Source organism: Polyangium spumosum (assembly GCF_009649845.1).
GTDB lineage: Bacteria > Myxococcota_A > Polyangia > Polyangiales > Polyangiaceae > Polyangium > Polyangium spumosum.
On the sequence record NZ_WJIE01000001.1, the window covers coordinates 171,319 to 197,706 of the forward strand.

21 protein-coding genes are annotated in these 26,388 nt (G+C 70.6%); 11 read left to right on the forward strand and 10 right to left on the reverse strand.

The features are described from left to right. Positions 1–27: 27 nt before the first annotated feature. Together GF068_RS00780 and GF068_RS00785 are read right to left on the reverse strand one after the other, a co-directional pair. On the reverse strand, positions 28–4,323 hold the full coding sequence (locus GF068_RS00780; RefSeq protein WP_153817377.1) for a hypothetical protein: 4,296 nt from the start codon (positions 4,321–4,323) through the stop codon (positions 28–30). After that, positions 4,323–4,808 carry a hypothetical protein gene (locus tag GF068_RS00785; RefSeq protein ID WP_153817378.1) on the reverse strand — a complete coding sequence of 162 codons (486 nt, stop codon included), beginning with the start codon at positions 4,806–4,808 and terminating at the stop codon, positions 4,323–4,325. Before GF068_RS00785 ends, GF068_RS00780 begins: the two co-directional genes overlap by 1 nt. 56 nt (positions 4,809–4,864) lie before the next feature. Here GF068_RS00785 and GF068_RS00790 point away from each other — a divergent pair, with 56 nt between their 5' ends. Together GF068_RS00790 and GF068_RS00795 are read left to right on the forward strand one after the other, a co-directional pair. Beyond that, complete coding sequence (locus GF068_RS00790; protein WP_338046144.1) at positions 4,865–5,188, forward strand: BolA family protein; 324 nt, start codon at positions 4,865–4,867, stop codon at positions 5,186–5,188. Between the two features lie 5 nt (positions 5,189–5,193). Beyond that, on the forward strand, positions 5,194–6,003 hold the full coding sequence (locus GF068_RS00795; RefSeq protein ID WP_153817379.1) for a metallophosphoesterase family protein: 810 nt from the start codon (positions 5,194–5,196) through the stop codon (positions 6,001–6,003). Between the two features lie 21 nt (positions 6,004–6,024). On the opposite strand, the gene GF068_RS00800 is transcribed toward GF068_RS00795, so the two are convergent. Continuing rightward, entirely contained in the window at positions 6,025–7,407 is a 1,383-nt protein-coding gene (locus GF068_RS00800; RefSeq protein WP_153817380.1) for an aldehyde dehydrogenase family protein, read from the reverse strand. A 91-nt stretch (positions 7,408–7,498) separates the two neighbouring features. On the opposite strand from GF068_RS00800, the gene GF068_RS00805 reads away from it, so the two are divergent. Continuing rightward, on the forward strand, positions 7,499–8,242 hold the full coding sequence (locus GF068_RS00805; protein ID WP_338046145.1) for a Stp1/IreP family PP2C-type Ser/Thr phosphatase: 744 nt from the start codon (positions 7,499–7,501) through the stop codon (positions 8,240–8,242). Here GF068_RS00805 and GF068_RS00810 read toward each other — a convergent pair. Next, complete coding sequence (locus GF068_RS00810; protein WP_153817382.1) at positions 8,239–8,412, reverse strand: hypothetical protein; 174 nt, start codon at positions 8,410–8,412, stop codon at positions 8,239–8,241. The genes GF068_RS00805 and GF068_RS00810 overlap by 4 nt on opposite strands. Positions 8,413–8,491: 79 nt before the next feature. Continuing rightward, on the reverse strand, positions 8,492–10,915 hold the full coding sequence (locus tag GF068_RS00815; protein ID WP_153817383.1) for a DUF2169 family type VI secretion system accessory protein: 2,424 nt from the start codon (positions 10,913–10,915) through the stop codon (positions 8,492–8,494). Positions 10,916–11,288: 373 nt separating this feature from the next. On the opposite strand from GF068_RS00815, the gene GF068_RS00820 reads away from it, so the two are divergent. Further along, entirely contained in the window at positions 11,289–11,552 is a 264-nt protein-coding gene (locus tag GF068_RS00820; RefSeq protein ID WP_153817384.1) for a hypothetical protein, read from the forward strand. Then, positions 11,549–12,679, forward strand: a complete 1,131-nt coding sequence (locus GF068_RS00825; protein WP_153817385.1) for a hypothetical protein — start codon at positions 11,549–11,551, stop codon at positions 12,677–12,679. The genes GF068_RS00820 and GF068_RS00825 overlap by 4 nt, the downstream gene beginning before the upstream one ends. Here the strand turns inward: GF068_RS00825 and GF068_RS00830 are convergent, their stop codons facing one another. After that, positions 12,680–13,759 carry an MJ1255/VC2487 family glycosyltransferase gene (locus tag GF068_RS00830; protein WP_153817386.1) on the reverse strand — a complete coding sequence of 360 codons (1,080 nt, stop codon included), beginning with the start codon at positions 13,757–13,759 and terminating at the stop codon, positions 12,680–12,682. It abuts the gene before it with no gap. A 50-nt stretch (positions 13,760–13,809) separates the two neighbouring features. Between GF068_RS00830 and GF068_RS00835 the strand changes: the two genes are divergently transcribed. Both GF068_RS00835 and def read left to right on the forward strand, forming a co-directional pair. Further along, on the forward strand, positions 13,810–14,802 hold the full coding sequence (locus GF068_RS00835) for a hypothetical protein (protein WP_153817387.1): 993 nt from the start codon (positions 13,810–13,812) through the stop codon (positions 14,800–14,802). Positions 14,803–14,822: 20 nt separating this feature from the next. Continuing rightward, on the forward strand, positions 14,823–15,413 hold the full coding sequence (gene def / locus GF068_RS00840) for a peptide deformylase (protein ID WP_153817388.1): 591 nt from the start codon (positions 14,823–14,825) through the stop codon (positions 15,411–15,413). A 66-nt stretch (positions 15,414–15,479) separates the two neighbouring features. Here def and GF068_RS00845 read toward each other — a convergent pair whose 3' ends face one another. Then, positions 15,480–17,315 carry a M4 family metallopeptidase gene (locus GF068_RS00845; protein ID WP_153817389.1) on the reverse strand — a complete coding sequence of 612 codons (1,836 nt, stop codon included), beginning with the start codon at positions 17,313–17,315 and terminating at the stop codon, positions 15,480–15,482. Between the two features lie 240 nt (positions 17,316–17,555). After that, entirely contained in the window at positions 17,556–18,188 is a 633-nt protein-coding gene (locus tag GF068_RS00850; protein WP_153817390.1) for a polysaccharide biosynthesis/export family protein, read from the reverse strand. A gap of 129 nt (positions 18,189–18,317) precedes the next feature. Here GF068_RS00850 and GF068_RS00855 point away from each other — a divergent pair, with 129 nt between their 5' ends. The 3 genes from GF068_RS00855 (at position 18,318) to GF068_RS00865 (ending at position 23,738) form a co-directional block, all read left to right on the forward strand. Continuing rightward, entirely contained in the window at positions 18,318–19,772 is a 1,455-nt protein-coding gene (locus GF068_RS00855; protein ID WP_153817391.1) for an O-antigen ligase family protein, read from the forward strand. Positions 19,773–19,863: 91 nt separating this feature from the next. Then, entirely contained in the window at positions 19,864–22,575 is a 2,712-nt protein-coding gene (locus GF068_RS00860; RefSeq protein ID WP_153817392.1) for a hypothetical protein, read from the forward strand. Next, positions 22,572–23,738 carry a hypothetical protein gene (locus GF068_RS00865; RefSeq protein WP_153817393.1) on the forward strand — a complete coding sequence of 389 codons (1,167 nt, stop codon included), beginning with the start codon at positions 22,572–22,574 and terminating at the stop codon, positions 23,736–23,738. Before GF068_RS00860 ends, GF068_RS00865 begins: the two co-directional genes overlap by 4 nt. 55 nt (positions 23,739–23,793) lie before the next feature. Here GF068_RS00865 and GF068_RS00870 read toward each other — a convergent pair whose 3' ends face one another. Beyond that, positions 23,794–24,429 carry a response regulator gene (locus GF068_RS00870; protein WP_153817394.1) on the reverse strand — a complete coding sequence of 212 codons (636 nt, stop codon included), beginning with the start codon at positions 24,427–24,429 and terminating at the stop codon, positions 23,794–23,796. Between the two features lie 306 nt (positions 24,430–24,735). On the opposite strand from GF068_RS00870, the gene GF068_RS00875 reads away from it, so the two are divergent. Next, the gene (locus tag GF068_RS00875; RefSeq protein WP_170319238.1) at positions 24,736–25,629 is read left to right on the forward strand and encodes a lysophospholipid acyltransferase family protein; all 894 of its coding nucleotides are present in this window, start codon (positions 24,736–24,738) and stop codon (positions 25,627–25,629) included. Position 25,630: 1 nt separating this feature from the next. On the opposite strand, the gene GF068_RS00880 is transcribed toward GF068_RS00875, so the two are convergent. Beyond that, entirely contained in the window at positions 25,631–26,380 is a 750-nt protein-coding gene (locus GF068_RS00880) for an ABC transporter ATP-binding protein (RefSeq protein ID WP_153817395.1), read from the reverse strand. Between the last annotated feature and the right edge of the window lie 8 nt (positions 26,381–26,388).

Below are 26,388 nucleotides of genomic sequence, written 5' to 3' on the forward strand. Positions count from 1 at the left end.
GGCGGGCCAGAAAGCGAGCGGACGATATCATCGCCGCGGCTTGCGGGTGATCCTTTGCAGCGCGGCCGAGACGGCCTCGCGCGCGAGTTTGGCGCGGGCCTCGGGATCCGTCTCCGGCTGACGCATGGCCCGGACCGCCTCGCATGCGGCCTCGTCGGCGGGCGGGAGCGTCACGCAGAAGAGATCGTACGAGCGCGACGCGGGCTCGGCGGCGAGGGAAGGATCCTTCACGAGGATGGCCGCGGCGTGCGCGAGGACCAGGGCGAGGAGCGAGGCCTCCGGTGTGGTGTCGAGCCATCGAGACACGAACGTGGGGCTCTTCGCGAGCTTGGCCAGGACGTCCCATCGGTTGCGCGTGAGGCCGAGCTCGGCGGCGAAGACGAGCAAGGCGAGGTTGCGATCGGCGAGGGACGTGGTGTCCGCGTCGATCGCGGCGAGATCCTCGAGCGCGGCGTCGTCGAGGGTGGCGCAGTTGACGGCGACGCTGAGCACGTCGGCGCGCAGGCTCGGTCCGAGGAGCTTGGAGCGGCCGATCGAGCGGGCCGCGCCGACGAGGCTCGGGTTGCAGTGGCTCGGCTGGCGCTGGCGGGCGAGGAGGATGGCGGCGTCGTAGACGCGACCCGCCGAGGCGAGCTCGAGCGTGGCGCGGTTGAACGCGTCGGGGTCGTAGTTCTTCTGCTCCAGGGAGCCGAGGAACGTGTCGAGGGCGGGCAGGGGACCCGCGCACGCCTTGCCGCCGTCGCCGCGCCGGATCCGCGGGAGCTTGCGGAGCGCGCCGCCCGCGCGGAGCGAGAGGGCGAGGGCGTAGGCGTCACAGGAAGGAGCCTCGAAGCCGCCGATCTCGACCTTCTCCTCCGTGCATGCGAGGGGCTCGCCGAGCACGGCGAGCGCACGCGCGGCGCGATCGAGCGTGGGCTTGACCTGGGGCATGCGGGCGAAGGCGACGGGCGTCGTGGCGAGGACGTCGCGGAGCGCGGCGTCGTCCGCGTCGTCGGCGAGCGTGGCGCGGACGAGCGACCAGATGTCACCGGCGAGCAAGGGCATGCCGGCGTCGGCGGCGAGCACGGCCGTGACGGCGAGGACCGCGCGTCCATCGGCGGCGATGGTCTTCGGGTCGGGTCGGCCGAGCGATCGGCCGCCGAGGCGGGTGCCGAAGACGGCGGCGTCGACCGCGCGGGAAGCGGCGGCGGCGCCGCGCTCGGTGTCGCCGTCGAGGAAGTGGTAGGCCGCGGCGATCGCGGCGGCGTGCACGTAGTAACGCGCGGCCTCGGCGTCGCGCTCGGCGCCCGCGATGGGCGCGAGGCGCGCGACGAACGACCCCTCGGGTTTGCCGGGCGAGCGCACGCCGAGGCCCATCTGGAACGTCGACGAGCCTTCGAGCAGGCCGGCGCCGAACGAGACGTCGAAGCTCACGTTGAAGACCTTGGAGACGGTCTTCTCCTCGTAGCGGTACGACATGCGCGGCATCACGAGCCCGCTCGACTCGGCCTTCGTGAGGAACGCGTCGAGCTTCTCGCGCGCCTGCGTGCGCTCGCCGGCGTTCGCGAGGCGGATCGCGTCCATCACGGCGAGCACCGCGTCCGCGGCCCCGGGATCCTCGCAGGCGCGGGTGACGGCGCCGCGCATCCCGTCCGCGTACTCGTTCGTGTTCGGCGTCTGGCCATTCCGCGCCCGGAAGATTTCGCGCGCGAAGCGCATGGCCCAGCCGAGCTCGGACGACTGCGCCGAGGAAGCGGCGATCGCCGCGTCCGGCGGCGGTTTGTCCGTGGCGACCGAGACGAGCACGCCGCCGAGCAGGCAGAGATCGGCCTGATCGGGTTTGCCGTTCGCGCGCAACGTCCTGGAGAGCGAGACCAGGAGCGTGTCGAGCTCGCCGTGCGTCTGCTCTGCCGCGGCGGCGCGGGCGAGCTCCTCGAGGAGGCCGACGGACGTGCCGGCGCGATCGTCGCGGAAGATCGCGGCGAGCGCGCGGAGCAGGCTCTGCACGCGGGCGGGGTCGATCGACGAGGTCTTGGGCCCGGCGAGGTAGGTCCGGGTCATGCCGTAGATCGCCGCGGTCGCGTCGGCGAACGCGCGCTCGTCCCACTCGGCGAGCCCGGCTTGCACGGCGCGCTCGGCGTCCGCGGCCGGGATCACGAAGGTGAACGGATCGGCCTTGTTCCTGCGCGACGTGATGTCGATCGCGTCCGAGAGGATGGTCACGACGAACCGCGCCCGGCGGATCGCAGCGCCGTCCCCGTTTTTGTACGAAGGGCTCGCGAGGATGCGCCTCCGGACGTCGCCCACGCGCGCGAGCACCCGGCGCGCCGCGGGGCTCTGCCCGCCCTTCGCGCCGCTGCATTTCGGGCCGGATCCGGAGGGTTTGTCGAGGAGGATCGTGGCGATCGCGGTGATCGTTTGATCTCCAAGGGTCGTGATGTCGTCGAGCAGGCCCGCGGGCAGGGGCTCGGCGCCCTCGCCGAGGCCCATGATCGCCTCGCGGAGCGCGTCACGCGCGGCCTTGCGCTCTGCGGGGAAGCGGGCGGGATCGGCGGCCTCGGGGTCGAGCTTCTTTTCGCTGCCGAGCGCGAGGTACCGGGCCACGCTCGAGGCGAGGCGCGCGAGCGGGCGGCGCGAGACGGATGGGTCTCCGAGTGCGCGCCCGATCTGCGCCGCGGCGGCGTCGAGATCGGGGCGCTCGCCGAAGAGCAAACGCACGAGCACGTCGGTCGTGAAGAGGCCTGCCGCGCCCCAGCCGCTCTGTCGTGACATGTCGCCGTCGAGCTTCTTGCGAAAGGCGCCGAGCAGGCCCGTGTAGAACGCGCCCTGGATCGCCTGCGGATACGCCGTCGCCGCCATCACGCCGGTGAAGGCGGCCTCGAACACCTCCGAGGGATCCTTCGCGCGCGCGAGCTGGTCCTCGACGGTCTTGCGCAAGAGCTCGACGAGCGCGTCCCTGAGCGGCGCGTCGGAGATGAGGCCGGGGGCGTACGCGAGCGTGACCACGCTCATCGAGCGGAGCCGATCCGGGTAGGCCTGGTGGAGCTGCGAGAGCGCGGCGAGGTGGGCCGAGACGAGCGTGGAGACGCGCCGGTACGTCGGCGTCTGCGCGAGCGAGATGCCCGCGAGCTCGCCGCGCTGCTGCGCGAGCACGAAGGCGTGGATCCACGTCGTGCGGGCCTCGTCCACGGCGCGGACGAACGCGTCGTACCGCGGCAGCCACTCGGCGAGCGGCAGGAGGTTCTTCCGGGTCGACGCGGGCGCAAGCGAGGGCGCGAGGGAGCGGCCGATCGTGAACGCGAAGGCCAGATCGTCGGGACCCTTGAAGACCGGCGGCGGGGCCACGAGGCAAGCCTCGTCCGGGCCGAGGAGCGCGCGCAAGCCTTCGCGTTTGTCGTCCGGCGCGGCCGCGAGGATGCGCTCGCCGAGCGCCTTCCAGGCCGCGTCCTCGTCTTTCGCCGCCCGCACGCGCAGGAGGTCGCCGTAGGGCGTGCCGTGCGGCGTCGGCGTCGGCGCGGGAAAATCTTCCGAGCGCGCGTTTTCCTCCGCGCTCGGCGGTGGGAGCAGCGCGATGCCGGCGCCCTCCAGGATCGTGAGCAGGTACCGCGCGCGGAGCCGCGGCTCGGCGTCGACCGGCGCGGCGCGCACGAGCTCGGCGAGTCTTTCCGCTTCGCGCGCGGCGTCGACGTAGCGGAACGCGGAGGCATGATCGGCAGCGCGCCGGACCGAGGCCGCGAGCTCGAGGTTCGCCTGGAGCCGCGCGAGCGAGGCGTCGTCACGCACCACGGGCGGGAGCCCGACCATCAAGGGCCGCAGCGGATCCTGCGGGAAGACGTACGTCACCTCGGCCGGCGTGCCGCGCACGCGGACGATCGTCTCCCACCCGATGGCCTCACCAAACACGGCGAGCAGGCGCGGCGCGTCGACCGACGCGGGCGCGGGCAACGCAGCCGTACGCGCGACGAACGAAGGCGGCAGCGCCGCGCCCTTCGGCAGCTCGGCCCCGGCTTCGAGCAGGAGCGCGACCTTCGCGCCTCCTTTCTGCAGCGCGCTCCGGAAGAGCGCGGCCCATGGATCGTTCGGATCTCGCTTCGCGCGCGCCTCGGCGTACGCCTCGAACGCGTCCTTCAGCGCGCGCGCCTCGCGCCCCTCGTTCGAGGCCGCGACGATCGCCCGCTCGCAGACGTCGAGCGCGCTCGCCTCGCAAGGAAACGCCGCGTCCGCGGACGACTTCGGAAGCGTGTTCGCCCCTGATCCGCAGCTCCCCGTGGCCAGGATCAAGGCCGCCGCGGAGAAGACGGCGCGCGCCGCGCGGCGCCTTCGATCCTCGATCCGCTTCGCCATCACGCGCCTCCGCCCGCCTCGCACGACGGCGCCGTGGAGATCGTCCGCGTCGCGCGGAGCGCGCTGCCTTCGCCGCCCTGGAGCGGCTCGCCTTCGTCGTCCACGACCACGATCTCCACCCCGAACGTGTCGTAACGATCCGCAACGCCGATCAGCGGAAACTCGAGCACCGTGCCCGATCCGCGGCTCACCACCTTCCCGTTCGCCGAGAGCTCGAGGTGTCCGCAGTTCTTCACGTCGCCGCAGTACCCCGGGGGCCGCAGGTAGAGCGCCTTCACCTCGAGGAGGAAGGGAATCCGCGCGTCCGGCGCCTCGCCGATCGAGACGCACGCACCTTCGGCGGGGCTCTTGATGGAGAGCTCGGGCGGCTCGGTCTCGGTCGCCTCGGTGGTGGTCTCCGTGCTCTCCTCGGCGCAGCCGGCGAGCAGAGCCGCGCAGAGGACGAGGAGGCCTCGCGCGAAGAAAGCATGGGGCGAGCGGGTCATCGCGCCTTTCTAACCCAGCCCCGAGCAGGATGGGAGGGATGCGCTAAGCTCGCCGCGTGTCGCGCCAAGAGAGAATCGAGCAGAAGCTCTCCGCCGCTCTCGCCCCCGTGGTCCTCACCGTCGAGAACGAGAGCAAGAACCACAACGTGCCCCCAGGGTCCCAGACCCACTTCAAGGTGCTCGTCGTCAGCTCCGCCTTCGAGGGCCTCGGCACCCTCGATCGGCACCGCAAGGTGCACACCGCGCTCGCGGACGAGATGCGCTCGGGCCTGCACGCGCTGACGATCCGCGCGCTCACGCCGGCGCAGTACGAGGCCGAAGGCGCCGCGGGCTTCCAGTCCCCGCCGTGCCTCGGCGGCTCGAAGCACGACAAAAAGTAAGACGCATGCTCACGCTCGGCCTGATCACGGATCTGCACTTCGGCCCCGAGGCAGGCTTCGCGGGCAAGCTGCGCAAGCTCACCCGGAGCGCTCCCGGCCTCGCCAAGGCCTTCGTCGCGCGCATGAACGATGTCGTCCACCCGGACCTCGTCGTGAACCTCGGCGACGACATCGAAGACGAGAGCCACGACGCCGATCTCGCCCGCTACGACGCTTGCGTAAAACTCCTCCGCGGCGCGCGCGCCGAGCTCGTGAACGTCGCAGGCAACCACGACACCGCGCACCTCGCGCCCGCCGAGCTCCTCTCCGTCTGGCAGCGGCCGGACCTCGATCGGCTCTACCACTCGTTCGATCGTGGAGGGTTCCACTTCGTCGTGCTCCACACGCGCGAGCGCAAGGACCACGACGTCACCGTCGGCGACGAGCAGCTCCGCTGGTTACGCGAGGACCTCGCCCGCGCGAGCGCCCCGACCGTGGTCCTCATGCACCACAGCGCGGCCGATCAAGACCTCCGCGGCAACCGCTGGTTCGAGGGCTCGCCGCACATCTGCCTCGTCGAGGAGCGCCGCGCGCTCCGCACGATCCTGCGCGAGAGCGGCCGCGTGCGCGTCGTCTTCAACGGGCACCTGCACTGGAACCACCTCGACGTCATCGACGGCATCCCGTTCGTCACGCTGCAGAGCCTCATCGAGAACCTCGACGACGACGCCCCCGGCCGCCCCGCCGCCGCGCACGCCGTCGTGCACCTCGAGCCGAGCCGCGTGGTCGTGAAGGTCGAAGGCGCCGAACGCGCGACGTACCAGTTCGAGGCGTGACGCCGGGCTTCGCGGCAGCGATCAGAGCTTGAAATTCAGCGCTCTCGGCCGCGTGAGGTGCAAGAAGCCGAGCGCGGACAGGGTCGAACCCTTGCCGCTGTCCTTGACGCCGGTCCACGGCAGCGCCGGATCGAGCGTGTCGCACTGGTTCATGTAGACAGTACCAACATCGAGCTGCCTCGCGAGTCGCTCGGCTCGCTCCCGGTCGCGCGTCCAGATGCTCGCCGTCAGGCCGAGATCGCTGTCGTTCGCCAGCGCCACGGCTTGCTCGTCCGAGTCGACGGGCAGGATCGGCAGCACCGGGCCGAAGGTCTCGGTTCGCATCACGTCCATGCGTTGATCGACGTCCACGAGCACGGTGGGCTCGAAGAACCGGCCGCGCCCGTCCACCTGTGTTCGTTTGCCTCCCAGGACGACGCGCGCGCCTGCGAGGACCGCGCGGTCGATCTGACCCTGGATGAACGCTGGGTGGTGGGGCTGCGCGATCGGGCCCATGTTCGTCTCGGCCGCCGTCGGATCCCCCATCCGGTACGCCTTCATGAGCGCCACGCAGCCCTCGACGAACTTCTCGTACAGGCTGCGGTGCACGTAGGCGCGCTCGACCGCGCAGCAGCTCTGGCCCGCGTTGTAACAGGCGCCGTCGACGATGTTCTCGATCGCCTTCTCCAGATCGGCGTCGGCCGCCACGTACGCCGCGTCCTTGCCGCCGAGCTCGAGCCCCACGTCGATGAAGCGCGCCGCCGCCGTCTGCGCGTAGACCTTGTGCCCGCCCGCGACCGAGCCCGTGAAGGCCACGTGATCCACCCGCGGATCGACCATGATCTTCCCCGCCATCTCGTGATCGCAGTGCAGCGCCTGGACGAGCCCGGCCGGCGCCCCCGCGTCACGCAGCGCGTCGGCGAAGTGCTCCCCGCAGAGCGGCGACCGGGGCGAGTGCTTCAGGATCACCGCGTTCCCCGCGAGGACCGCCGGGATCACCACGTTCACCGCCGTCAGCAGCGGATAATTCCAGGCAGGCAGGTTGAACACGACCCCCAGCGGGGCCCGCGTGATCCGCCGCTCGAAGCCCTCCTGGGGTGGCAGGGCCGTGTCCACGAGCGCCGCCTCGGCGATGCTCGCCATGTACCGGGCGCGCTTGGCCATCCCGCCGACCTCGCCACGCGCCTGCCGGAGGGGCTTGCCCATCATGGCCGTGATGTCGGCCGCGATGGCCTCGGCCCGCTCCTCCATCCGGGAAACAGCCGCGAGGCAGAGGGCCACGCGGTCCTTCACGGCCGCCGCCGCGAAGGCCCGCGCCGCCGCGCGGGCGGCGCCGAGGGCCCGGTCCACCTCCCCGGATTCCGCGAGGGGGCGCCTCACGGCCACGTCGAGGGTGTAGGGGTTGTCGACGACGAGCTCCAGCATGGGGAAGCTTGGACTTAGGCCCTGTTCGTCGGCCAGGAAATGTTCGTACAATAGCCGGCGAATGCGAGCCGTCGCGGCAGGCCTATCCGACGTGGGCAGACAGCGGCACCACAACGAGGATCGCTTCATCCTTTTGCCCGAGTTCAACGTGTTCGTCGTCGCGGACGGCATGGGTGGACATCAGTCGGGCGAGGTGGCGAGCCGCATGGCCGCGAGTTCCATCGCCAAGTACTTCCGCAACGAAGGCAAGCCCGACATCACCGTCGGGCAACGCCTGCGCGCCGCGGTGCTCGAGGCGAACGCGAAGATCTACGCGCGCGCCGACGACTCGCGCCTGCACCGCGGCATGGGCACCACGGTCGTCGCGGGCGCGTACGCGCCGGACGATCGCACGTTCTTCGTCGCGCACGCGGGCGACAGCCGCTGCTACCGGCTACGCGGCGACGAGATCAAGCAGCTCACGCGTGACCACTCGCTCATCTCGGACGCGCTGCTCGAGCGCCCCGATCTCACCGAGCTCGATCTCAAGTACCTGCCGAAGAACGTCATCACGCGCGCGCTCGGCATCAGCCCCACGGTCGACGTCGATCTGCGCGCCGAGCGCGTCGAACCTCACGACGTCTTCGTCCTCTGCTCCGACGGCCTGCACGGCCTCGTCACCGACGAGGAGATCGCCGGCATCGTGCGTGACAACGTGATCCTCACCGAGGCATGCGCGCGCCTCATCGAGGCCGCCAACGCGAACGGCGGACGCGACAACATCACGGTCGTGCTCGTCCGCATCGAGCCCGACGATCCGCCCTGGGCCGGCCGTCGCCCGAGTTACTACCGCTAGGGCCTCCGCCCGATCGTCCCCGCCCGCAAGTACCAGGCGAGCGCGAGCACGGCGAGCACCAGCAAGACCACCCAGAACCACGGAGATCGGGTCGTGGGATCCCGAGCCTCCTCCATCACCTGCGCCGCGAAGACGTTCGCGGCGGCGAGGATCGCAGTCGGTGCGTTCATCTTCGCCTCCCACCGCTCACGTTGGGCCGGCGGGAGAGGCGTCAATGTTCACGTGACGCGTGTCGTCACGTCGCCCGCGTCATCGATCACTCGACCGTGGCCGCGAGGGCGTGGCGGCCTCGGCGTACGTCGCGCGGCCGTCCGGATGCACCCGCGCGTACGCTCGGCGCGCCGTCGCCAGCGCCTCCCGCACGCGCGCGCGGAAGGCCGGATCGGCCTCCATGCGCTCCTGCCAGACGCGCTCGATCCGCACCAGGCAGGCGCGCGCGAGGCCGAGCTCCACGAGCACCTGGTCGCCGTCGCTGTGCTCCACCGCGAACATCAGCCGCGCATAGTCGGCGATCTCCAGCGCGCCCCGCTCGATCTCGAGCTGACCCACGTAGGCCCGATCGTAGGCGAGCCGGAGCTCACAACGGCCCTGCTCGGTCTCGCCGCGGATCGCGCTCACCCACGTCCGCTCAGTCGTCACCCAGCGCTGCTCGGACAAACCCATCTCCGAGAGGATCCGCGCGCGCTCCTCGGGGCAACGATCGATGCGAGCGGCCACGGCTGCGCAGAGCTCGAGGGGCAGGTCCGCGGCCATCAGCAGCGGCGTCGCCATGGCCGACGTCGAGGACCGACGACGCTCGCCCGCCTGGCGCGGGGTCTCGACCGCGACGACCGAAGCTTTGGACACCGACGAGGACGAGGACGTCGCGAAAAACGCCGCGCTCTCCACCGGCGAGACGGGCGCTGCGGTCACCGGAGTCGCGGACGCGGACGCGAACCCCTTCGGCTCGGACCACGGCACGGGCCCTGGCGCGCGCTGGGTCGTGGGCGGGACGTCGAGCAGACGACCGCTGCTGAGCGCCGATCCGGGCAACGTGGCAGGCGGCGCGAGCGTCGCCCCCGTCTTGCGCGTGCTCGGCACCAGCGTGGGCGGCGGCGGGACCGACTCGCGCTCCATCGATGAGGATACGGAGACGCCGAACGTGTCCGCCGGCGGCGGGCTCGTCGTGCCCGTGCGCGCGGTCGCGGGCGCTTGGTCGGCCGGATCGTCTTCCTCGATCGGCGGGCCCGGCACGAGCGTGTCGTGGGACGCGCTCGCCGGCGCCGGGGGCGGCGGGATCGCCACTGCGGCCGAGTCTCCCGGCCAATCGTCGGTCGCCCACCCGGACGCCGCGTGCGCCGGCCTCTCGTCCTCGACCTGCGCGTGCGCCGCGCGCTCGACGAGCTGGCTCGGCCCGGGGAAGGCCGCGTCCACGACGAACCTCGACGACGCGCGATCCTCGATGAGGCGCTCGCCCGAGGGTGGGATCGGCACGGAGCTGTCGCGGGGCCGCGCCGGGACGGCGCCCGCGTGCGCGGCGAGGGCGAGCGGCTCGACGGGCAGCGGAGCCGGCGTTTCCTCCGGCGAGTGTTGCACGGGCGTCGTCGGCAGCAGCGTGTACCCCTCGTCCTCGGCGATCTCGCCCTCGAAGGGGCGCGGCAGGATCGGCCGCGGGCTCGAGTCCTCGGGCGCGACCGGGGGTGACTCCACGTCCTCGAGGCTCACGGTCATCTCGGGGCTCTCGGAGGCCACGACGATCCGGCCGAGGGCGTGCTCGTCGGGCTCGGTGATCGGCGTCGATCCGCGCCAGGACACCACGGCCACGAGGCGCACGCCGTCGATCCAGATCGTGTCGAGCCGCAGGTCCACCTCGAAGGGGCGCGCCGAGCTCCGGTGCGCGTAAAACACGCGCGGTCGGATGTTCGGCAGGCGCGACTCGAAGCGCGGGGCCCTGCGGGTCAGGTGCTCGAGGATGATGGGGGGCGCGGGCTCGAGCTCGTCGATCTGCTGCTCGATCGGGGCGCAGTTGAAGAGCGAGAAGGGGAGCGACTCGGGGGCGGCCGCGTGCTCGGAGCGGATGCGGCGCGCGAACATGACGGCCTCGTCCGGGGCGCCGCGGTGCTCGGCGCGCCAGCGGATCGGCAGCGGGCCGAAGCCGGGCGTCGCGTTCGGGAGGCACGATCCTTCGACCTCGATCCGCGGCAAGGGCCAGCCCGCGCTCCCCGCGCCCGAGGGGATGCCGCTCATGTTCTCGCCTTGCATCGCGGCGAGCTCGTAGCGGAGCGGGATGGCGGAGAAGCGCTCCGGCGCGCTCGGACGCAGGCTGCCCGTATGGCCGGGCATCCACACGCGCGGCCCGCAGACGCGCAGCGACTTCTCGAAATGACCCACGCGGAGCCGCGGCACGAGGATCTCGGTCGGCACGCCGCCGGGGGCGAACGCGCGGCCCGAGAACGCGACGTCGATCTTCGGCTTGTACGGGACGAAGTCACTCGGCGCGAAGAGCGCCGCTTGCGGGTTGTGATCCCAGGAGATATCGCCGTGGGCCGTGTCCTGCCTGGCCGCCAGCATCGCCGTCTCGCCGTGAACCAGGGTGAACGTTGCCTTCACCCCGATCGTGAGGCGATAGCCGCCGGGGCTCTCTTCCCACACGACGGTGGCGACGCTGAATGGGCAGAGTCGGACGATCTCCAATGCGGGGAGGGTAGCTTAACGCGCGCAGGTTGGGAAAGATTTCCTCGGGGGATCCCTGAATCTTTCCTGCGCTCCCGCTCCTTCGCTCCATAGATTGTGCGAAATTTAACAACCACGGATAGAGTAGGGATTTGCCCGATCCCTGGAGTTCGTGCGCCCGGACGCTGCGGTGCGTCGGAGTGAATTCGGCCGCGACCGACCGGCGGCCCGCGCGCGACAATCCATTGGCGCAAGGGCCGGTCCGTCCGTGCTGCTGGCGCGTCCGTTTCTCCCGACCCTCCCGCGCGCCCGTTCGCCGCGCCCCGTCACGAAACGAGAGAGCATCCGCCGGGGCTGTGATGATAATCTGTCGCCCCTGACGAAGGAGACATTCATGTTGAAAAATAGCCTCGTCGCGCTCGCCCTCGCTTCCTTCACCACGGTTCTGCTCGCATGTTCCGGCGGAGAGGTGGGCGAGCCATGCGAGACGGAGGGATCGGCGGACGAATGCGTCGAGGAGGCGATCTGCGGAAAGCCGAGCGATACCTCGGAGACGCCCGAGTGCCTCAAAATCTGCACGCAGGACGCGGATTGTGGCAGCAGCGAGAGCTGCAACGGCGTGACGGGCACCAGCGTCAAGGCCTGCCGTATCAAGTGATCGGCTGCGCCGCGGCCCTCGCCGCGATCCTCGCCGCCTCTCCCGCGCGCGCGTACGAGAGCGAGAGCGAGAGCGAGGGCGAGGACGAGGGGCACGGCGGCGCGCCCGCGGCGCGCACCCTCGAAGGCCACACGTTCCAGCCGCCCGTCCTGCTCGACGGCCCCTTCACGACCACCCACATGGGAATCGACACCACGCTCGGCCTCCGCGTCCGGGACGGCGCGGGCGCGCCGCCCGCGGGGCCGATGCGCCTGCCGCTGCCCGCCCGGGGCGGCCAGGAGATCTTCCTCTTCGAGGAGCGGCTCGCCATTGGCATCTCACCGGCGCCCGGGGTGGAGATCGGGGCGCGTGGCGCATTCCAGATGGGCCTCGGCGCGAATGCCTCGTCGAGTTATCATTACGGGGCCCGTACCGGCTACGACGTCCGCCCGCACGTCGCTTTCGAGCTGCTGCGGAGCGACGATCTCGGCGTCTCGATCGGCCTGCGCGCGGGCTTGGTGATGGCCGAAGGGGTGCGCGCGCGGCCCTCCGGGCTCGTGGACGGGATCCTGCGCGAGGCGGACGCGGCGATGCGGGATCCGCCCCGGATCCGTTGCCTGCTCACCGGGGATCTCGGCTGCGCGTTCGACGGCTTCGACGGGGCGGGCGCGATGCGCGTCGACGAGCGCACGTTCGGCATTCACGCCTCGGCGAGCGCCGCCAAGTCGTTCGGCCGGCACGTCGGTATCCAGGCCTCGTTCGGCGCCGAGGCGCTCGATACGAGGCTACGCGGCGGCCCGGGCCTCGAGTCACGCACCTCGCCGATCGCATATTCGGGGGCCCTCGCGGCCTCGCTCGACCTCGCGCCGTTCGCGCCTCTCGGGGCAATGCTCGAAGCCGGGCTCGAGCGCGGCGAGAACAGGGGGCTCGATCGCCCGAGCGCGGAGCTCGTCGGCGGCGCGCCCGTCGCCTACACGGCCGAGCGCGTCGCGGCAGGCGTGTATTACACGGGGCGCGAGGCGCTCACGCTCGGGTTCGTCGGGACGTACGGGCACACGCAGGAGCGGCGGATCGCCGGATCCACCACGATCCCCGGCCCGCCCGTGCGTACCCTCGGCGGGAGGATCGCCCTTCGTTATTTCTTCTGATCAGGAGAGGACGCCCGCGGCGGCGCGATCGAGCAGCTCGTCGATGCCATTGAACAATTCCTGGTTTCCATCCTGGGAGTACCGCGCGAGCCTCTCCGCGCATTCGGGGACGACCTTCACGAAGTCGAGGATCGTGGCCGGATCGGCGAGCGACTGCGCCGCGCGGCCATACCCTTCCTTCTCGAGGTACCGCGCGTTCAGGACCTGCTCGAACTGATGGCGAATGGGCACGGCGAGCATGGGTTTGCGGAGATACACCGCCTCGCCCATGAGCGTGAAGCCGCCGCCCGCGATGACGGCGCGGGCCGAGGCGAGATCGTCGATGAACCCCTCCTCGCTGAAGGGCCTGTACCGGAGGTTGCCCTCGACCTGCTCCTCCGTGATGCCGCGGCGCATGCCGTACATGCGGCACTCGAGCCCGGTCTTCTGGAGCGTATCGGCGAGCGCGTCATTGCCCTCGGCGGTCTGGTAGACGAGCAGGTGATCCCCCTCGCGCCGGTCCGCGCGGAGGATCTCGGGGCGCAGGATGGGCGGGTAGAGGGTCGTGCGGGGCTTGCGGATCGGCGGGCGGAAGAAACTCGTGACGAGGTAATGGTCGCAGAACGGGAGCTTTCCCTTGATGAACAGGCGCGTCACGGTAAAGTCCGCCTCGTCCCCGCGGATGATGTCGGGCCCGTGCGTGCACCGGTTGATGATCTGCATGTTGTCGATGGACAGGATGGGCAATCCATGCGTCTTGGCGAACAGGTACGTCCACGACTCGAAATCGCTGATCACGACCTCGGGACGGAACGCGCGGATGAGCTCGAAGTAGGCCGCGATGTTCTTCGGCAGCCCCGCCGCGCCCTGGGTGACGTTCGAGAAAAACGTCTTGCCCCGACGAACCCGGTTCTCCTCGTAGATCATGTGCAAGCCGTGAATTTTATTCACGCCCTCGAAGCGCTTCGTCAGAAACTCGGCGGCCCGCCCGGAGGCCATGATCTCGATCTCGTGCCCCTGGCCGACCAGGTGCTCGAGCACCACGCGCGACCGCATCGCGTGCCCCATGCCCTCGCCGACCACCCCGTAGAGGATCTTCATGATGGCGGAGTGTATCGATCCCGACGGCGAGGGTCGAGGATCCGGAGGGCGTGACCGCCGTGCGAGGCCTTCGTATCTGGTGCGAGATGGTGGCGCACGCGGACATCGCGGCGCCCTCCGTGCTCGCGGCGCTCGCCGAGCGGAGGATCGGGCTCGTCGTGGCGGCGCTGCCGGGCCCACGCGCCGATCTCGTGCGGCTCGCCCGATCCGCGAAGGACAGGGGGCTCTCGTTTGCGGTCTGGCCGATGCTCGCGGACACGGCAGGCCGCTGGGCGAGCGTCGACAACGCGGAGAGGTTCTCCGCATACGTGCGCGCGCTCGTGGACGAACTCGACCGGGAAGGGGCGCTGCCCGAGGAAATCGCGATCGATCTGGAGCCGCCGATCAACCGGCTCCGCGGCATGCTGGCCCTCGATCGGTCGGCCCCGCGCGCGCCTCACCCCGCGGACGGCGGGGCGAGCCTCCGGGCCCTCGTGCGGGATCTGCGCTCCCGTGTCCCCACGCCGATCCGCGTCTCCGCCGCGGTGATCCCGCTCGTGCTCTTCGACGACGAAGCCGCCGGGTTCGAGCGGTGGCTCGGCACGCCCGTCGGATCCATCGGCTGGGATCACGCGAGCGTGATGGTCTACACCTCGCTGATCGAAGGGTATTCGCGAGGTCTCTTGCGTCGCGACGATGTGCGGCCGCTGCTCGCGTCCTCGTGCCTCTTCACGGCGGCGCGCTTCGGCGCGCGGGCGGGCGTCTCGCTCGGGGCCGTGGGGAAGGGGGCGCTCGGCGACGAGGCGACGTACCGCTCGCCGCGCGAGCTCGCCGACGACGTGGCCATCGCGCGCGCGGCGGGCGTCGAAGCTCTCACGCTCTTCGACCTCGGCGGCGTGCTCGGGCGCCCGCCGATGGAGGCGTGGCTCGACGCGTTCGCCTTCACCGCGCCGGCGCCATGTTTGCCCGAGGCGACGTGGAGGAGCCGCGCGACGAAGAACCTCGTCCGCGGGGCGGCCCGTTTGCTCGGCGCGGCCGGTTCCTTGCGCCGAGAGCGCGGGTGAGGGCACGATCCAGCGCCCCGATGTCGAAGCCCAGGATCGTACAAGCCGGTAGCCCCGTCCTCCGCGCCGCCGCCGCGCCCGTCACGAGGGATCAGATCACGAGCCGGGAGACCCGCGCGCTCGTGAAAAAGATGGTCGAGGTGATGCGCCAGGCGCCCGGCGTGGGCCTCGCCGCCCCGCAGATCGGCGTGAGCTTGCAGGTGATCGTGCTCGAGGACGACCCCTCCCGCATGGCGCGCCTCACGCAAGAGCAACGCGAAGAGCGCGGCCGCGCGCCGTTCCCCCTGACCGTGATCTTCAACCCCGAGCTGCGCACGATCGGCGAGGAAAAAGCGACCTACTTCGAAGGGTGTTTGTCCGTCGCGGGGTACATGGCGCTCGTCGAGCGAGACGTCTCCGTCGAGGTGACGGGGCTCGACGAGAGAGGGGAGCCGCTGCGCTGGGAGGCGAAGGGATGGCCCGCGCGGATCCTGCAGCACGAGGTGGATCACCTGCGCGGCGTGCTCTACGTGGATCGGATGCTCTCGCGGACGCTCTCGTGCAACGACGAGATGGGCGCGCGCTGGCTCTCGGAGCCCGTCGCGGAGGTGAAGAAGGTCTTCGGCGCCTGAAAAGCGACACGCGCCGCGCCGGGTTCGACCGGACGAGCGGCGCGTGTCGCCTACGAGCTCCTCAGATCACTGCTCTTCGGCCCGGAGCGTGACGCCGGACGAAGACTTGTAGCCGTAGATCTTGATGTAGTACGTGCCGCTCTGCGCCGGGTTGAACTCGCAGACCTCTTCGTTGCCCGTGAGGTACGGCCGGCAGGAGTAGGCCGACGCGGTCGGCGCGCTGCCGTACCGCACGTAGAGATCCGCGTCGCCCGTGCCGCCCGTGATCAGGATCCGGACCTTCGAGGCCGCGGACGACTTGCTGACGGTCCACGTCGTGCTCCACTTCTTCGCGCCGAGCGAGATGCCGGTCACTTCGCCGAGCGAGGTCCACTCGGAGCCGCCACCGCCGCCGCCGCCGCCGCCGCTGCTGCCCACGCCGACGGCCGCCCACGCCTCGCTGATCGACGTCGCCGCGTCCGCGCCGTAGAGCTCGTTCGCCGCGTCGACGGTGCAGGTGCGGGCCGCCGCGAAGTTCGAGCTCGCGCCGAGGCAGTTCGTGTTCGCGTCGTAGAAGATCGCCGCGCCCATCTGGATGCTGGTCATCGCGTTCGAGCTGAGCGCGGGGACCTGGTTCGACGTCTCGCCGCGCGGGTGCGTGCCGCCCATGACCGCGAGGTAGAACGCGAGGTTCGCGATGCCCGAGTTCCAGTGCACGCCGCCGTTGTCCTGCGAGCCCTGGTAACGCTCGGGGTAGTAGTCGTAGTCGCCCGCCAGCTTCGGGTCGTTCATGTAGCGGAGCGCGTCGCCCGACGTGCCCGGCGTCCAGCACTCCTCGCCGATCTTCCACGTGTTCGCCGAGACCGAGCCGTCGCGTGCCGCCTCGATCGCCGCGCCGAAGATGTCGCTCATCGCCTCGTTCAGCGCGCCGGACTCGTAGCTGTAGGTCAGGTTCGACTCGTACGACGTGACCGCGTGCGTGAGCTCGTGGGCCACGACGTCGAGCACCGTGAGCGCCGACGAATTCACGCCGTCGCCGTCGCCGTACACCATCTGGCTGCCGTTCCAGAACGCGTTGACGTAGTTCTTGCTGTAGTGGACGGTCGACCTGATCGCCGTGCCCGAGCCCGTGTAGCTGTCGCGGCCGAAGTTGTTGAAGTAGTAGTCGTACGTGCGACCTGCGTTGTCGTGCGCCATGTTGACGATGGCGTCGGAGACCGCAGCCTGGCTCTCCGAACGCACGAGCGTGCCGGGCAGCGACGTGCCGGTGTTCGCCGTGTACGTCTGCCGGTTGCGGGCCGTCTGCAGGTTGTCGTACTGGTCGACGATCTCGCCCGTCTGCGCGTCGACGAAGACCACGGGCATCGTGGGCGTGCCGTCGTTCAGCGTCCCCTCGAGCTGCACGCGGTACGTGAGCGCCGCGCCGAGCATCGGGCGGGGCACGATCTGCAGATCCGTGCCGATCTCGCGCGAGACCACGCCGTCGACCGCGCCGAAGGCGACCGTGCGCGCGTCGACCGCGGCGAGGGTCGGCTTCGTCTCGACCTTGAGGTTCCGGTGCAGGTAGTCGCGCACGTTCTGGAGCCGGCCGCGCTTGTCGAGGCGCACGACCGCCTCGCCGCCGAAGACCGGGACGCCTTCGATCGACTGCGTGAAGCGGCTCACCGCGTCGCCCTGATCGTTGATACGCACGCGCCGGACGGCCAGGTCCCCGGCCCCGCGCACGACCTCGGGCCGCTCGGCCGCGATCTTCTGGATCGCGAGGTCCGCGGCGACCTTCTCCGCTTGCGCGTCATGGCCGACGAAGACGCGGTCATTTTCATCCTGCGGAGCGGCCTGATTCTCGACGTCCTGGCCGTCCACGGCGCAGGCGGCGAGGAGGAGCGTCAGGGGAGCGAGCGTGACAAGGCGACGATTACGCATGGGCTGACACCTCGACGAAAAAAAGAAGGTCGGAGCGGACGGATCCGGAAGTCCGGAGAATGCGGACCTTCGTTAATTTCTCGATTGGTGTCAACGCCGATCTGTGTCGCAGCCGAAAAATATCTGTAATGGGTGAATCCCACTACGATTTAAATGCAACGACGTTGCGTTGGCTGCCTTCGTCGGAACGGTGCACCTACACTGGAACGCGGAGGGTGCACGCTGGGCTGACCAGGTGCCCTACGGGACGACCACCGTGTCATTCGTCAGGAGCGGCAAATTCTCGCGCAGATCGCCGCCCTTCACCACGGCCGAGAAGGCGAACGGGATCCGCCGCTCCCCGTGCTGATCCTTGCGCACGATGACGATCTCGTTCGACGCGGCGAACCGCGTGAATCCGCCGGCGAGCGCGATCGCCTGCAGCACCGTCACTTGCCCCGACGGCGTGAATTCGCCCGGCCGCGTCACCTCGCCGAGCACGTAAATGCGATAGCTGTGGAGCTCCGCGACCTCGACCGAGACGACGAGCGGCTCCGTGTAGAACTGCTGTCCCTTCGTGGTGATCTCCTTGGCGATCTGCTCGACGGTTTTTCCGCCGCAGGCGACGTCCCCGACGAGCGGCAAGGTCACGAATCCGTCGGGACGCACGGTGACCCTGCGGCTGAGCTGATCGTTGTGCCAGACGCGCACCTCGAGCACGTCCCCGGCGCCGACGGTGTACGTCCGCATGACGCGCAGCTCCGTCGTGTAATCGTAGCTCGGCCGCGCTCCGCCGCAGCTCGCCGAGAACGAAAGCCCCAGGACGACCAGGCATCCGCGCGCGAGCCGTCCCGGAGCGCCCCGGGCGATTCTCTTCTTTTGGTGCACATCCATGGCATTCCTCCGACGAGCAAGGTCACCCATGGCAAACGGTGATCCCGAATGCCCGGACCTCCATCCCCTGCTACGAAAGAGGCCGCGCGCGCGGCGGAGAGCCCTCTCGAACGCGCGCCGTCGGGGGACATGACCTCGTTCATCGTGTGCGTGCTCTGCGCGCTCGTCGTCTTGAAGCCCCAGGAGTTCGTCCCGGCCCTCTCGGGGCTGCCGCTCCTTTACCTCGTGTTCGGCCTCTTCACCGTGGCATTCGTCGCGGACGTCCTGCGCGGCCGCGCCCGGGTCGATCTCCCGCCGCACCTGAGCTTCGTCCTCGCTTTTTTCCTGTGGGGGGCGCTCGTCACGCTCGTGCGCAGGCCCGCGCGCCTGCAGACGGAGGGGCTCGACCTCGCCATCGTGTTCTGCATCTTCGGCGTGATCTCGCTCGGCCTGGGCAACACGAAGGCGCTCCGGAGGTTCTGCTGGACGCTGCTCCTCTGCATGATCTTCGCGACGACGGTGGCGATCGTCCAATCGCGCGGCCCCTGGGGCTGCATGATCGCCGACAAGAACGACTGGGAGGGCAAAGGGGAATTGCAGCATGACGGCCGGGGCTGCGAGACCGTCCTCGATTGCCGGAGGGACGGGCTCCCGGACGTCAATTACCGTTGTGAGCGCGTCGGGCCGTTCGGCACGGCCACGATCGGGGGTCGCGTGCGGTATCGCGGCACGCTCGCCGATCCGAACGAGCTCTCGCTCGCCGCCGTGATGGCCTTGCCGTTCGCGCTCGCGTTCGCCGAACGAAGGCGCGCGCAGCGTGATCCGAAGCAGCAGCCGACCGCCGCGTCTTTACGGCTCCCGCTCCTGCTCACCGATACCTTGCTCTCCAAAATTGAATCGATGTTCCGCGTCGTCCCGGCGCTCCTCGTCGCCTTTGCGTTCGCGGTGATGATCATCCTCTCGCAGTCGCGTATGGGCGTCCTCGTCTTCCTCGTCGTGATGGGGCTCGCGTTCATCCGGCGCGCGGGCGTGTTCGGCGTCGTCATCGGCTGCCTCGCGTTTCCGCCCCTGCTCTTGCTCGGCGGGCGGAGCGGGGCGGAGGCCGAGGCGTCCGCGGACGAGCGGCTCGATCTCGTGGCCGAGGCGCTCATGATGATCAAGCGATCCAAGGGGATCGGCTTCGGGGTCGGCCAGTTCGCCGACGAATCCACCCTCGGGCTCACGGCGCACAACAGCTACCTCCTCGCCGCGGCGGAGACGGGGATCATCGGGGCTTGCCTCTTCTCGCTCGTGCTCTACGGCGCCCTCAAGATCCCGCTGAAGCTCTGGTTCGGGTCGTACGACGTGGACGCCGAGCTCCGTCGCCTCGCGCCTGCGCTCGCCATCTCGCTCGTGGGGGCGTACGTCGGCATCTTTTTCCTGTCGTGGTCGTACAAGGAGTTCCTTTACATGCAGCTCGGCGCCTCCGCGGCGCTTTACCAGGCCGCGCGCGCAGAGGACGCGCGCTTCTCGGTGCGCATCGACCTGCGCGAGGCCCTGACCGTCTGCGGGCTCTGTCTCTTGCTCTTCCCGATCGTGTGGATCGTGCTGCACGTGGTTGGCTGAATCGTATGTTGACGACAAACCATTGCGCCGATGGGGGACCGAGCATGGTCATTGCCGGACGGCTCCTCGCGCCCGAGCGCGGAGGGAGCAGATGGTCCGCCTGAGCACCGAGAGCACACCGCGCGAGCGACTCGCGCGGATCGTCGTCCTCATGAAACGAACGCGCAGGTATGCGCGGAGCACGGTCGCCATCGCCGCGACGCTCGTCCTCGCTTCGCTCTTGCTCGCGCTTTCCACGAAACGCATCTACCGGAGCGAGACGACGGTCGTCTACCGCGAGGTCGTGCGCGCCGGCCGCGAGGGCGAGAGCCCGGCGCAACGCGCGGCGCGGCTCGGGCCACGATTGAAGGAGATCGTGCTCGCGCGGAACAACCTCTCCTCGATCATCGAGGAGTTCAACCTGTATCCGGAGCTCGCGGAGAAATCGATCCTCGAGGCCATCGCGGAGATGCAGAAAAACGTCTCCTTCCGCGCCCGCACCCAGGACACGTTCGCGCTCTCGTTCTCGCACCACGATCCGGCCACGGCGCAGGCCGTCACGAAGCGGCTCGCCGAGGTGATGATCGAGGACTACACCAAGGACAACCTCACGACGGCCGCGCTGAACCACGACGTCTTGCGGCGCGAGCTCGACGAGGCCAATCGCGCGGTCGAGGACGCGAGCCGGGCCCTCGCGCGGTTCCTCGCCAAACACCCGCAGTTCACCTGGGGCATCAACGACTCGCCGTACGCCCCGACGGCGCCGCAGCCGAGCGCGGCGGCCGCGGCCCCGCGCCCGAACCCGGCGAATCGCGCGCCGCAGGCGAGCCGGGAAAAACCCCCCGCGGATCCGGTGCTCGGCCGGCTCTTGCGCCGGCTCGGGCAGATCGACGCGGAGCTCGCCGGCCATTCCGCCAGGCCGGGCGCGCCGCCGGTGCCGCCGGTCAACCTGACGGACGCCCAGAAGCAAAGGGACGCGGCGGCGGCGGCGCTGCAAGCGGCGGAGGCGGATCTCGCGACCAAGCTGCAAAGGGTCACGGCCGTGCACCCGGACGCGATCTCCGCGCAATCGAAGGTGGCGCGGGCCCGGAGCGCGCTCGCCGCGGCCGACAAGACGCTGGAGGTCTTGCGCACGGGCGCCGTCGGGCCGCCGCCCGTCGATGCCGAAAGGATCGACCCGGGCCGCCGGGCCGCCCTCGAAGAGGAGCGCCGGCAAATCACGGCGCAAATCTCGGCGCGCAGGGCGACCGCGTCGCGAAGCCGGGCGGGCTCCGTCACGACCCCGGCCCCCGCGCCGGCGGCGGACGCAGCGACGAATACGCCGACGGATCCCGAAATCGTGGAGCTCGAGACCGAGTGGCACAAACTGCGGCTCGACCTGGAGCGCGCGCGCGACCATTTCCGCAAGGTCCAGGACAAGGAGCGCGGCGCGAACATGACGGCGACGGCCGCCGAGCAGGAGGCCCAGGAGGCGCTCGTCGTGGCGGATCCGGCCTATCTGCCGGTGAGGCCGGATCGCGGTCGTGGACGCGTGTTCTTCGCCGGATCGTTCGTCGCGTTGTTCCTCGCGCTCGGCTATGCAGGCTCGCGTGTCCTGCTCTGCGAGACGATCCTCGACGAGGGCGACGTCGAGGCGCTCGGCGGGCCGCAGCTTCTCGTCTCCGTGCCGCACATCCCGGAGCCGAAGACGAGCGCTGCGCTCGTCACGCGAGATTCGCAGGGTCCTCGTTCCCAGCCGCCGCCCGAAAAGGGCGACGAGGGCGGGCCGAAGAGCCGGCCGCCCGAGAGCGGCTCGATCGAGATTCGATTCGAGGAGGCCCCGGCGGACCTCACGGACGAACCCCGCGTCATTCCGCTCGGCGCGCCGCCGCCGCCCGCCGCGGAGCTGGAGGACGATCCGCTCCCGCCGAAGCGGATCCGCATGCAAACGCTGCCGTACGGCGCGACGCTCGCGGATTACCTCGCGAAGGCGCAAAACGAAGCGCCGCCGCCGCCCGAGGAGCCCGAGGCCGAGGAGCTCGAGGTCGCGCCGGCGGGCGACGCGGACGAGCCGCCGCCGAGCGAGCCCGCCGCGCTCTCCCTGCGGAACCCGAATGCGGGCGCGGTCATGATCGCGCCCGAGGTCGAGGTCGTCGGGACGCCCTTCGACCCCGAGAACGAAGGCGCGCTCTCGCTCGTGCGCGGCGCGCCCCCCGCGGTGCTCGGCGCGTTGCGCGTCTTGCGACATCGGCTCGAGCAGAAGCGGGGCGAGGGGCCGCTCGTGGTGAGCGTGCTCAGCCCGGGGATCGGCGAGGGCAAGAGCGCGGTCGCGGCGCGGCTCGCGATGACCCTGGCCGAGGCGGAGCGGGCGCGGGTCGTGCTGGTCGAGGGCAACCTCGGGCGGCCGCGGCTCGCCTCGATGCTCGGCGTGCGCGTGCCCGAGGAGATGGGCTTCTCGGCGCAGCTCCGCCGCCACATGAGCGGCCGCTGGGAGCCGTGGAGCGTGCTCCGGATCGGCGCCTCGCTCTACGTGCTCGCCGAGCCGGAGGCGGAGGCGGCGTTCCCGACGGCGCTGCATTCGACGTGGTTCGAGGGGGCCGTGCGCGCGCTGCGCGAGAGCTACGATTACGTGGTCATCGACGGCTGCGCGGTGCTCGGCTCGGGGGACGCGAACGTGCTCGAGGACGTGAGCGACGTCTGCGTGCTGCTCGCCCGCGTGGGCATGACGAAGGGCAGCGAGCTCTCGCGCGCCGCAAAACAGCTCGGCGATCGGCGCATGTTCGGGGTCGTGCTGAACGACGTGCGCGAGGACGGCAAGGAGCCGCCCGGGAGGATCGGCGCATGAAGGGGATCTCCACGCAAAAGGGCGGGATCGCGCCCTGGGCCGAGAAGATCGCGCCGTGGATGGGGAGCTGGGCCGAGGCGCGGCTCGTGCGCGGCGTCGAGCGGCTCGTCTTCGGCGAGGTGACGCGGCCGAAGCACGTGCTCGTGGCGATCTGCGACCATTTCGAGCCGCTCTGGAGCGGCGACCCGAAGGCCCCGGGCGCGGCGCCGCTCTCGCGCGGGCTCACCCGGGTGCAGGCGTGGCGGCGTGGTTATCCCGCGCTCGCCGCGTCGCTCCGCGATTCGAACGGCAGGCCCCCGCGGCACACGTTTTTTTATCCGGGGGACCAGTACGATCCCGCGCTCGTCGAGCCGATCGCCGAGCTCGTCGCGATGGGCCTCGGCGAGGTGGAGGTGCACCTGCACCACGATCGCGACACGCGGAGCACGCTGCGCGAGAAGTTCGAGGCGACGCTCGCCTCGCTCGGCCGTCACGGCCTCGTGCCGCGGGTGCGGGGCGCGGATCGATGGGCGTTCATCCACGGCAACTGGTGCCTGGCGAACGCGCGCGCCGACGGCGCCCATTGCGGCGTCGACGACGAGCTCGACCTCTTGCACGAGCTCGGCTGTTACGCCGATTTCACGTTCCCGTCGGCGCCGGACCGGACGCAGCCGCGCATCGTGAACAGCATTTATTATCCATCCGGCGACGTGAAGCGCCGCAAGGCGCACGAGCGGGGGCGGCCGGCGAGCGTGGGCGACGGGCGCATGGAGCGGGTGCTCTGCATGCAGGGGCCGCTCGCGCTGTCGCTCCGGAAGGGCCCGGGGCTGCCGCTGCGGATCGACGCGGGCGCGTTGACGGCGAAGGATCCGGCCAGCTTGCGGCGCCTGCGGAGCTGGATCGATCAGGGCGTCTCGGTGCGGGGCAAGCCCGAGTGGGTGTTCGTGAAGTTATCGACGCACGGCGCGCCCGAGCGCGAGGCGGAGAGCCTGCTCGGCGCCCCGCAGCGAAGGTTCCACGAGGCGCTCGTGTACCTCGGGAGGCAGGAGGGCTTCCGGGTGCATTACGTGACGGCGCGGGAGATGTACAACATCGCCCGCGCGGCGATGGATGGCCGGCTCGGGGATCCGTTCGAGCACCGCGATTACGAGGTCCCCCCGGCGGCGCGGGCCTGTCAGGCCTGATCACCCTCCCTCTCCGCGCGGCGGCGAGGGAGGGGGCCTTCTCCTTCACGCGTGTTCAGATGTCGATGAGCCCGGCGCGGACGGCGAGCCGGGTCAGGTCGGCGACGCTGTGGGTCGCGACCTTCGCGCACAGGCGCGCGCGGTGCGTCTCGACCGTCTTCACGCTGATGGCGAGGTGCGCGGCCACCTCCTTCGCGCTGCTGCCCATCGCGAGCAGCCGCAGCACCTGCCGCTCGCGCTCCGAGAGCGACGCGAGCACGTCGCCGCGGGCGGCGTCGCGGCGCTGGAGCGCGCGCACCATGGCCGCGCTCACGTCGGGTGAGACCGCCGTGCGGCCCTTCGCGACCGTGCGTATCGCGTCGACGAGCTCCTTCATGCGGCATCGCTTCGACAGATACCCGTCGGCGCCCGCGCGCATCGCCTCTCCCACGCGGAACTCGTCGCGGAAGGTCGAGAGAACGAGCACGCGTGTCTCGCCGAACGACTTGAGCTGCCGGATGAGCTCGGTCCCGCAACGGTCCGCGAGCGACAGCTCGATCACGACGACGTCGAAGGGCTGCCGGTTCTTCTGCGAGAGCGCCTCGCGCGCGCTCTCCGCCTCCACGACGAGCGTGACATCGGGCTCGTCCCGCAGGGCCTTGGCCAGCGATTCCCGTACGACATTCTGATCATCGACCAGCAAGAGCTTCATGGTTTTCCCCCTCGCCCCAGCATTACCGTGAGAACCCCCTCGAAATGAACCCGCTTTTCATGTCGGGTTTGCCCCGTCAGGGGGGAAAAACCCGTATCCGGGCGTGACGGAACGCCCGGACGAACCATCGGGCAAACCTTTTTGCTGTACACCTGTGCGGGTTTCACCTGTACACATGCGCCGCCCCCGCGCTCACCCCGGCTCCGCGTTCCGCCTCCATCCCCCGGCGTCCGCTCCCGCTGCCGCGCGTGCTCCGTTCTTCCTGACATCTCACGACGAGCTGCTAGTGCAGAGGGCGAGCTCCCCATGCAGAGCGACATCCGGCACATCGCGGAGGAGCTCCGCCCCGACTCCGCGTTCCTCCGTCGGCTGATGGTCCGGGCCGTGACGAACGGCCCCGAGGCGCTGCTCCGGTACGGCCCGCTCGTCTTCGGCCCCGCCTTCGGCGCCGCCCTGCGCGACAAACGCGAGAGCGTCCGCCGCAACCTCCGCCGCGTCCTCGGCCCGCGCCCCGCGCTCGTGGAGCTCCGGGACCTCGGGGCCGTCTTCGCGAACTACGGGAGCTGCCTGACCGAGGCGATGCTGCTCGGCACGCCCCGCGGCCGCGAGGTCGGGCTCGTCTCGAACACGACCGGCGGCGCGAACTACGAGGCGTGCGCGGCCGAAGGGAAGGGCATCCTCGTGGCCACGGCGCACCTCGGCGGCTGGGAGGTCTTCGGCCCGGCGCTGCGCAGGGTCCGCGCGAAGAACGTGGTCGTGGTGATGGCGCGCGAGCGCGACGCGCAGGCCCGCGCGATGCAGGACGAGCTGCGCGAGCGCTCGGGCGTCAAGATCGTGCACATCGGCGAGACGGCCTTCGACGCGCTGCCGCTCCTCCGGCACCTCAAGCAAGACGAGATCGTGGCGATGCAGATCGACCGCGTGCCCCCCGGGATGCGCGCGCGCTCGGTCGCGCTCTGCGGCGCGCCGTTCCAGGTCCCCGAGGGCCCGCTGATGCTCGCGGCGCTGAGCGGGGCGCCGATCCTGCCGGTCTTCACGCGTCGCGTCGGCTTCATGCACTACGAAGCCAAGATCCTGCCGCCGATCCGCGTGCCCCGCCGCCCGAGCGCGAGCGACCTCGACGCGGCCGCGCAGCGCCTGATGGACGATCTCGGCGCGTTCCTGCGGGACAACCCCACGCAGTGGTTTCACTTCGTGTGAGCTACAGCGGGCCTTCCGTCAGCCCGTGGACGAACTGCCGGACGTAGGGATCTTCGCTCGTCTTCGCCTCCTCCGTGGTGCCATCGAAGACGAGCCGGCCGCGGTAGAGCATGCCGACACGATCGGTCACGGTGAGCAGCCGGTCGAGGTCGCTCGACACCATCACCACCGTCGCCCCCGCGGCGCGTTGCTCGTCGCGGAGCAGCTCGAAGATGCGCTGCGACGTCACGGGATCGAGGCCGGCCGCGGGCTCGTCGTACAGCACGATCTCCGCCTTCGTGATCGTCGCTCGTGCCACGCCGACGCGCTTCTTCTGCCCGCCCGAGAGCCCTGCTGGCAAGCGGTCCTCGAAGCCGGGCAGCGACACGACACGAAGACGCTCGGAGACCCGCTCGGCGATCTCTTCCTCGGCGTAGTTGAAGAGCCGGCGCAGCGGGAAGGCGATGTTCTCGCCGACGGTCATGTAGTCGAAGAGCGCGTTGTTCTGGAACAACATGCCGAACCGCAAGCGGAACTGCTGCAGCTCGAGATCGCTCATCTTGTGCACGTCCTGCCCCTCGACGAGGATGCGCCCCGCGTCGGGCCGATAGAGCCCGGTGATGAGCTTGAGCAACACGCTCTTGCCCGACGCGCCCGGCCCGATGAGGCCGTACAGGCAGCCACGCGGGATGCAGAGGTTCACGCCACGCAGCACGGTGCGCGCGCCAAAGCTCTTCGTGAGGTCCTCGATCTGGATGAGCGGCTCGGTCATGGGACGTG

What these genes read in the sequence shown, in the direction of transcription:
- GF068_RS00780 (WP_153817377.1), bottom strand. Translation starts at nt 4,323, where the DNA reads ATGGCGAAGCGGATCGAGGATCGAAGGCGCCGCGCGGCGCGCGCCGTC.
- GF068_RS00785 (WP_153817378.1), bottom strand. Translation starts at nt 4,808, where the DNA reads ATGACCCGCTCGCCCCATGCTTTCTTCGCGCGAGGCCTCCTCGTCCTC.
- GF068_RS00795 (WP_153817379.1), top strand. Translation starts at nt 5,194, where the DNA reads ATGCTCACGCTCGGCCTGATCACGGATCTGCACTTCGGCCCCGAGGCA.
- GF068_RS00800 (WP_153817380.1), bottom strand. Translation starts at nt 7,407, where the DNA reads ATGCTGGAGCTCGTCGTCGACAACCCCTACACCCTCGACGTGGCCGTG.
- GF068_RS00810 (WP_153817382.1), bottom strand. Translation starts at nt 8,412, where the DNA reads ATGAACGCACCGACTGCGATCCTCGCCGCCGCGAACGTCTTCGCGGCG.
- GF068_RS00820 (WP_153817384.1), top strand. Translation starts at nt 11,289, where the DNA reads ATGTTGAAAAATAGCCTCGTCGCGCTCGCCCTCGCTTCCTTCACCACG.
- GF068_RS00830 (WP_153817386.1), bottom strand. Translation starts at nt 13,759, where the DNA reads ATGAAGATCCTCTACGGGGTGGTCGGCGAGGGCATGGGGCACGCGATG.
- def (WP_153817388.1), top strand. Translation starts at nt 14,823, where the DNA reads ATGTCGAAGCCCAGGATCGTACAAGCCGGTAGCCCCGTCCTCCGCGCC.
- GF068_RS00845 (WP_153817389.1), bottom strand. Translation starts at nt 17,315, where the DNA reads ATGCGTAATCGTCGCCTTGTCACGCTCGCTCCCCTGACGCTCCTCCTC.
- GF068_RS00850 (WP_153817390.1), bottom strand. Translation starts at nt 18,188, where the DNA reads ATGGATGTGCACCAAAAGAAGAGAATCGCCCGGGGCGCTCCGGGACGG.
- GF068_RS00855 (WP_153817391.1), top strand. Translation starts at nt 18,318, where the DNA reads ATGACCTCGTTCATCGTGTGCGTGCTCTGCGCGCTCGTCGTCTTGAAG.
- GF068_RS00860 (WP_153817392.1), top strand. Translation starts at nt 19,864, where the DNA reads ATGGTCCGCCTGAGCACCGAGAGCACACCGCGCGAGCGACTCGCGCGG.
- GF068_RS00865 (WP_153817393.1), top strand. Translation starts at nt 22,572, where the DNA reads ATGAAGGGGATCTCCACGCAAAAGGGCGGGATCGCGCCCTGGGCCGAG.
- GF068_RS00870 (WP_153817394.1), bottom strand. Translation starts at nt 24,429, where the DNA reads ATGAAGCTCTTGCTGGTCGATGATCAGAATGTCGTACGGGAATCGCTG.
- GF068_RS00875 (WP_170319238.1), top strand. Translation starts at nt 24,736, where the DNA reads ATGCAGAGCGACATCCGGCACATCGCGGAGGAGCTCCGCCCCGACTCC.
- GF068_RS00880 (WP_153817395.1), bottom strand. Translation starts at nt 26,380, where the DNA reads ATGACCGAGCCGCTCATCCAGATCGAGGACCTCACGAAGAGCTTTGGC.